This window comes from Pseudomonas sp. (assembly GCF_050739935.1).
In the GTDB taxonomy this organism is placed as follows: Bacteria; Pseudomonadota; Gammaproteobacteria; order Pseudomonadales; family Pseudomonadaceae; genus Aquipseudomonas.
The window spans coordinates 1-6,764 of sequence record NZ_JBOICF010000011.1 but is presented as its reverse complement, the minus strand read 5'-3'; the positions used below and the strand labels follow the sequence as shown (position 1 = coordinate 6,764).

Here is a 6,764-nt window from a genome sequence, read left to right as displayed (position 1 = left end):
GCCAGCACGATTTTTCGCGAATGAATTCGCTCCCACAGAGTTCGATGTCCTCCAGGCAGTGCCGCAGCGTCCCGGCAAAACATGAAATCTTCTACACAAACCCACTCTGCCCGCGCCTCGAATCGCGTATCCGACTAAGGTAAATGCCGTGCGAAAGCGTTTGCTTGAAAGATTCCTCACGGGGTCTTCAGGCTCGCGGTCCGGGATGAGCGTCTATAACAACCCAAAAAGCGGGAGAGATCATGAAGACCTTAGTTGCAAGAACTGCCGTCGCCGGGCTGCTGCTCGGCTCGACATTCATGGTGCAGGCGGCCGATGTACCGCGTACGCCGTCGCCCGCAGGTGCCGAGGTCTACATCATCTCGCCCAAGGACGGTGCCGTGGTCAACGGTGCGTTCAAGGTTCAGTTCGGGCTCAAGGGCATGGGCGTTGCGCCTGCAGGCGTCGATGTGCCAGAGACCGGGCATCATCACCTGCTGATCGACGTCAAGGATCAGCCCGACATGGACGCGCCCCTGCCGACCACCGATAACATCCGCCATTTCGGCAAGGGCCAGACCGAAACCGAATTGAACCTCACCCCGGGCCAGCACACCCTGCAACTGCTGGTCGGCGACAAGAACCACGTACCGCTGAACCCGCCGATTGAGTCGCAGAAGATCACTGTCACCGTGAAGTGATTCACCTATTTGCCTGAGCATGCGATCACCCTCTGGGGGAGCGAATTCATTCGCGAAAAATCGTGCTGGCGATAGCTATGCATCGGGCTGTACGGGCCAATCGCGAATGAATTCGCTCCCACAGGGGGATCCGGTGTCCGTCAGTGACAGCCGAGGATTGGCAGGCACAAAAAAAGGAGACCCGAAGGTCTCCTTTTTCATTCGCCCAGAACCAGCGGCTTAGAACAGAACCCGGCTGCGGATGGTGCCTTTGATGTGTTGCAGCTTCTCTTGCGCCAGGTCCGAGTACTCGGCGTCTACGTCGATGACCACGTAACCGACTTTCTCGTTGGTCTGCAGGAACTGACCGGAGATGTTGATGCCGTTTTCCGCGAAGACCTTGTTGATCTCGCTGAGCACGCCCGGAATGTTCTCGTGGATGTGCAGCAGGCGGTGCTTGCCAGGGTGAGCCGGCAGGGCCACTTCAGGGAAGTTGACCGAGGACACCGACGTGCCGTTGTCGCTGTACTTGACCAGCTTCTCCGCCACTTCCAGACCGATGTTGGCCTGGGCTTCGGCAGTCGAACCACCGATGTGCGGGGTCAGGATCACGTTGTCCAGGCCACGCAGCGGGCTTTCGAAGATGTCGTCGTTGGAGCGGGGTTCGACCGGGAACACGTCGATGGCAGCGCCGATCAGGTGCTGATCCTTGATCGCGCTGGCCAGAGCTTCCAGCTCGACCACGGTGCCGCGAGCGGCGTTGATCAGGATCGCGCCTTTCTTCATCGCGCGGATTTCTTTCTCGCCGATCATCCATTGAGTGGACGGCAGTTCAGGTACGTGCAGAGAAACGATATCGGCCAGACCCAACAGCTCATTCAGGCTCGAAACCTGAGTAGCGTTGCCCAGTGGCAGCTTGGTCAGCGGGTCGAAGAAGAACACCTGCATCCCCAGGCTTTCGGCCAGAACCGACAACTGAGTACCGATCGAGCCGTAGCCGATGATGCCCAGCTTCTTGCCACGGATCTCGAAGGAGTTGGCAGCACTCTTGATCCAGCCACCGCGATGGCAGGACGCGTTTTTCTCAGGGATGCCGCGCAGCAGCAGGATCGCCTCAGCCAATACCAGTTCGGCGACCGACCGGGTGTTGGAGTACGGGGCGTTGAACACCGCGATACCGCGCTCGCGTGCAGCATCCAGGTCGACCTGGTTGGTGCCGATGCAGAAGCAACCGACGGCGACCAGTTTCTTGGCGCTGTCGAAGATTTCTTCGGTCAGTTGGGTGCGAGAGCGAATACCGATGAAGTGAGCGTCGGCAATCTTTTCCTTCAGTTCGGCTTCCGGCAGAGACTTGGTGTGGTACTCGATGCTGGTGTAACCGGCGGCCTTGAGGACGTCGACTGCGGATTGATGGACGCCTTCGAGAAGAAGGAACTTGATCTTGCTCTTGTCGAGGGAAGTCTTGCTCATCTGCGTAAACCTGTGTCCCGGAGAAAATGGCAGGGAATGGACAGCGCAAGCTGGCCTCACGGCGCAACGGCGCCTTCGCAGGTCGGCCTCAGGCACGTCTCTGCGGGGGCGGTATGCTAGCATATGTGCCCCGCTAAATACCCCTTCCTGCGACGTGAGCCGTTCTCAGGATGACCATGAATTGTGCGAGAGTTCCTTGATGACACAGTCCGCGTTGATAGATGAACTTAAGTCCCTGGTCGAGCCTGGAAAGGTCCTGACCGATGCCGATTCCCTTGAGGCCTACGGCAAGGACTGGACCCGACAATACGCTCCCGCACCGAGCGCCATCGTCTTCCCGAAAACCACCGAGCAAGTCCAGGCGATCGTTCGCTGGGCCAACCGGCACAAGGTCGCGCTGGTTCCATCGGGTGGTCGCACAGGGCTTTCTGCTGCTGCGGTGGCGATGAATGGCGAAGTGGTTGTGTCCTTCGACTACATGAACCAGATTCTCGAACTCAGTGTCACCGACCGCACGGTGCGCTGCCAGCCGGGCCTGGTCACCAAACAACTGCAAAACTTCGCTGAAGAAAACGGCCTTTATTACCCGGTGGATTTCGCTTCATCCGGTTCCAGCCAGATCGGCGGCAACATCGGCACCAATGCTGGCGGAATCAAGGTCATTCGCTACGGCATGACCCGTAACTGGGTGTCGGGCCTGAAGGTCGTGACGGGCAAAGGCGACATCCTTGAACTGAACAAAGACCTGATCAAGAACGCCACCGGCTACGACCTGCGTCAGCTGTTCATCGGCGCTGAAGGCACGCTGGGTTTTGTCGTTGAAGCCACGATGCGCCTGGACCGGGCGCCGAACAACCTGACCTGCATGGTCCTCGGCACGCCGGATTTCGACTCGATCATGCCAGTGCTGCACGCCTTCCACGGCAAGCTGGATCTGACGGCGTTCGAGTTTTTCTCCGACAAGGGCCTGGCGCGCATCATGGCGCGCGGTGACGTGCCCGAGCCATTCGAAACCAAAACCCCGTTCTATGCCTTGCTGGAATTCGAAGCGAGCAACGAAGACATTGCCAATCAGGCGCTGGAAACCTTCGAATACTGCGTTGAGCAGGGCTGGGTTATCGATGGCGTGATGAGTCAGAGCAAACAGCAGTTGCAGAACCTGTGGAAACTGCGCGAATACCTGTCCGAAACCATTTCCCACTGGACCCCGTATAAAAACGACATTTCAGTCACCGTGTCGAAGGTGCCGGCATTCCTCAACGAAATCGACGCCATCGTCAGCGAGCATTACCCCGATTTCGAGGTTGTCTGGTACGGCCACATCGGTGACGGCAACCTGCACCTGAACATCCTCAAGCCGGAAGACCTGGCCAAGGAAGAGTTCTTCGCCAAGTGCGCGACGGTCAACAAGTGGGTGTTCGAGATCGTCGAGAAGTACAACGGCTCGATTTCCGCCGAGCATGGTGTCGGCCTGGTCAAGCGCGACTATCTCGAATACAGCCGTTCGCCGGTGGAAATCGAATACATGAAGGCGGTAAAGGCGGTGTTCGACCCCAACGGCATCATGAACCCAGGCAAGATCTTCGCGTTGTAAGCGCCGATCCGCCAAAAATGACAGCCAGTCCGGCGTTGTAATAGACGCTGCAATAAAGGAACGCTCATGAACTATCAGCACAAGTATGTCGACGGAACCAGGGTTCACTTTCCGCTGGGCAAGGTGGTCTGCATCGGCCGCAACTACGCCGAGCACGCGAGGGAACTGGATAACCCGGTGCCTACCGAGCCGTTGCTGTTCATCAAGCCGGGCAGCTGCGTGGTCGAGATCGAAGGGGGGTTCAGCATTCCTCAGGATCGCGGGTCGGTGCATTACGAAGCCGAGATCGTGGTACTGATCGGCAAGCCGCTGAGCAAGAATCCAAGCCGCGAAGAAGTGCTGGACGCGATTTCCGGATTCGCACCGGGGCTGGATCTGACGCTGCGTGACGTTCAGTCAAAGCTCAAGGAGAAAGGCCTGCCGTGGGAAATCGCCAAGTCGTTCGATGGCGCGGCGGTCATCGCACCCTTCGTGTCGGCAGATGCCTACCCGGACCTGACCGATATCTCCATTCGCCTGACCGTCAATGGTGAGGTTCGCCAGGACGGCAACAGCAGCCAGATGCTCAATCCGATCGTGCCGATGATTCAACACATGGCCTCGCAGTTCTCGTTGCAAGCGGGGGACGTGATCATGACAGGCACGCCGGCGGGCGTCGGGCCATTCAATGTTGGTGATCAGATCGTGCTCGAATTGCCGGGTCAAAGCCGTTTCGAAAGCGACGTTCGTTGATTCGTATCGGGTTCGGTTCAGGGGCCGTCTGTGAGACATCGCAGGCGGCCTTTTAATGCGCCAAATACATAGTCGGGAGCGCCCTGATTGCCGTTTTTTTCACAATTAATCCGGATAATCCTGCGCCGGGCGCAGTGCCAAGCCGCTGCAATGGAATTCATTTTTCGGGATCGTTTAGATGGCAGCTATTGAGCAATCGCTGAGTAACCCCCAGCGCCGAGGTTTTCATTGGTCCTGGCTGGTGATCGCCCTGGTGGTGATTCTCGTGGGGCTGTCTTACGCCTGGCATTGGGATGATCGCGGTCTGCTCTGGCTGCGTGAGCAGACGGCCTCCACGGTTGAGCAGAAAGCCAGTGTCTGGCTGCCAAACTACAGCGTTGAAATCGACGGTAAATCGCTCGTGGGCCTGGAAAAGGACGAAGCGTCGGATCTTTCCTATGACGCTTCGAGCAAAACCCTGTACTCGGTGATGGGCAAAAACGCATTCCTGGCAGAGCTGAGTCTGACGGGCGAAGTCTTGCGCAAGATCCCGCTGGTGGGCTGGAGCAACCCGGAAGGTCTGGCGGTTATGGGCAACGGCTTGATCGCCATTGTCGATGAGCGCCAGCACCTGATGACCATGGTCACCGTGAAGCCAGACACCAAGACCCTGAACATCGCTGACTTCCCCAAGTATGACCTCGGCGCTTCGGCCGATCAGAACAAGGCCTTCGAGGGCGTGGCGTGGGACCCGCATAACCAGCGGATCCTGCTCGGCGAAGAACGCCCGCCCGCGCTGTACAGCTGGAAATCGGACGGTAGCGCGTTGCTCAAGGGCGACAAGCTGAAAGTGGTGAATGACAACCTGATCATGCGCAACCTGTCTGCGCTGGATGTCGATGAGAAGACCGGGCACTTGCTGGCGCTGTCCGCCGAGTCGCACCTGCTGCTGGAACTGGATGAAAAGGGCAACGAGGTTAGCTTCATGGCGCTGGTGCAGGGTCTCAACGGCCTGAAACACACCATCCCCCGTGCCGAAGGCGTGACGATGGATGATGATGGCACGATCTACATGGTCAGCGAGCCGAACCTGTTTTATTCGTTCAAGAAGAAGTAAGAGACGCCAGACCGCGCCAGGCTTTCAGCTTGGTTTCAGACTAAGGTGGTATTAAAACGGCCCCGTCTGAAACCCGAGCGTCAAGCATGCGTCGTCTGTCTCCTCTTAACACGGTTCTGCTCACTTTACTGGTCGTGCTTGCGTTGGCGATGGCTTTCGTTACCTGTCGCGAATACCGAGTGGTCGAGCGTGTGTGGTTCAACTGGCATGTGTTCTGGCAGGCCAGCGACGTGCAGGCGTTGGGGCTCGATGATTATGAGGTGGTCGTAGAGGCCAGAGTCATCGACGGTTTGGAAGACAACGTGTCGGCGCTGAGCTACGACCCGGATCGCAAAACCCTGTTTACCGTGACCAACAAGGATCCTGAGTTGGTTGAGCTGAGCCTGGAAGGGCAGATCCTGCGGCGAATCCCGCTGACCGGCTTTGGCGACGCGGAGGCGGTGGAGTACATCAGCCCCGGGATTTATGTCATCAGCGATGAGCACAGTCAGCGGTTGATCAAGGTTCAGCTCGACGACGAGACGCTGTTTCTTGATTCCGCTGACGCAGAACAACTGAAGTTGGGGATCGATGCTGGTGGCAACAGCGGCTTCGAGGGCCTGGCCTACGACAATCGGAAGAAACGGCTGTTTGTCGCCAAAGAGCGCAAACCGGTGCAGATTATCGAAGTGCGCGGCTTTCCCAATCTCGATATGACCACGCCGAATATCCTCGAAGTGACCTCCAGTAGAAAGCGCAATGCGGGCTTGTTCGTGCGCGACCTCTCCAGCCTGCAGTTCGACGAGGGCAGCGGACATCTGCTGGCGCTGTCCGATGAGTCACGACAAATACTGGAGCTGGACACCGATGGAAGGCCAGTCGGCAATGTGTCGTTGAGCAAAGGCAGCATGGGCCTGAGCAAGAGCGTGCCGCAGGCGGAAGGGATTGCGATGGGTGAGGATGGGACGCTGTATCTGGTGAGTGAGCCGAATCTGTTTTATGTGTTCAGGAAACCCTAATCTCATCCAGCCTTGCTTCGATCCACTCGTGGAGCCTGCGCCAGGCCCCCTCTTCGCGGCGCCCCGGGACTTCTGTGAGGCCCCGCTCTAGGCCCATCCTTCGCGGCGCCCCTGGACTTCTGTGGGAGCGAATTCATTCGCGATTGGCCCGTACAGTCGACGCATCTTTGTTGGGTGTACTGCCGCTTCGCGAATGAATTCGCTCCCACAGGTTG

The 6,764-nt window shown here is 58.1% G+C and carries 6 protein-coding genes; 5 read left to right on the top strand and 1 reads right to left on the bottom strand.

The genetic code is table 11. The features are described from left to right. The first annotated feature begins 299 nt into the window (after window positions 1–299). Entirely contained in the window at window positions 300–680 is a 381-nt protein-coding gene (locus ACRER8_RS01245; protein ID WP_431744555.1) for a DUF4399 domain-containing protein, read from the top strand. Between the two features lie 219 nt (window positions 681–899). On the opposite strand, the gene serA is transcribed toward ACRER8_RS01245, so the two are convergent. Continuing rightward, window positions 900–2,129 carry a phosphoglycerate dehydrogenase gene (serA, locus tag ACRER8_RS01240; protein ID WP_431744554.1) on the bottom strand — a complete coding sequence of 410 codons (1,230 nt, stop codon included), beginning with the start codon at window positions 2,127–2,129 and terminating at the stop codon, window positions 900–902. Between the two features lie 199 nt (window positions 2,130–2,328). Between serA and ACRER8_RS01235 the strand changes: the two genes are divergently transcribed. The 4 genes from ACRER8_RS01235 (at window position 2,329) to ACRER8_RS01220 (ending at window position 6,549) form a co-directional block, all read left to right on the top strand. Then, window positions 2,329–3,723 (top strand): FAD-binding oxidoreductase, encoded by a 1,395-nt coding sequence (locus ACRER8_RS01235; RefSeq protein ID WP_431744553.1) that lies wholly within the window; start codon window positions 2,329–2,331, stop codon window positions 3,721–3,723. A gap of 66 nt (window positions 3,724–3,789) precedes the next feature. Continuing rightward, window positions 3,790–4,455: a fumarylacetoacetate hydrolase family protein gene (locus ACRER8_RS01230; protein ID WP_431744552.1), complete on the top strand. Its 666-nt coding sequence runs from the start codon at window positions 3,790–3,792 to the stop codon at window positions 4,453–4,455. 178 nt (window positions 4,456–4,633) lie between these two features. Then, window positions 4,634–5,551 carry an SdiA-regulated domain-containing protein gene (locus ACRER8_RS01225; RefSeq protein WP_431744551.1) on the top strand — a complete coding sequence of 306 codons (918 nt, stop codon included), beginning with the start codon at window positions 4,634–4,636 and terminating at the stop codon, window positions 5,549–5,551. 86 nt (window positions 5,552–5,637) lie between these two features. Then, on the top strand, window positions 5,638–6,549 hold the full coding sequence (locus ACRER8_RS01220; RefSeq protein WP_431744550.1) for an SdiA-regulated domain-containing protein: 912 nt from the start codon (window positions 5,638–5,640) through the stop codon (window positions 6,547–6,549). Window positions 6,550–6,764: the final 215 nt, after the last annotated feature.

Coding starts and splice junctions, on each gene's coding strand:
- ACRER8_RS01235 (WP_431744553.1), top strand. CDS start 2,329: ATGACACAGTCCGCGTTGATAGATGAACTTAAGTCCCTGGTCGAGCCT.
- ACRER8_RS01230 (WP_431744552.1), top strand. CDS start 3,790: ATGAACTATCAGCACAAGTATGTCGACGGAACCAGGGTTCACTTTCCG.
- serA (WP_431744554.1), bottom strand. CDS start 2,129: ATGAGCAAGACTTCCCTCGACAAGAGCAAGATCAAGTTCCTTCTTCTC.
- ACRER8_RS01220 (WP_431744550.1), top strand. CDS start 5,638: ATGCGTCGTCTGTCTCCTCTTAACACGGTTCTGCTCACTTTACTGGTC.
- ACRER8_RS01225 (WP_431744551.1), top strand. CDS start 4,634: ATGGCAGCTATTGAGCAATCGCTGAGTAACCCCCAGCGCCGAGGTTTT.
- ACRER8_RS01245 (WP_431744555.1), top strand. CDS start 300: ATGGTGCAGGCGGCCGATGTACCGCGTACGCCGTCGCCCGCAGGTGCC.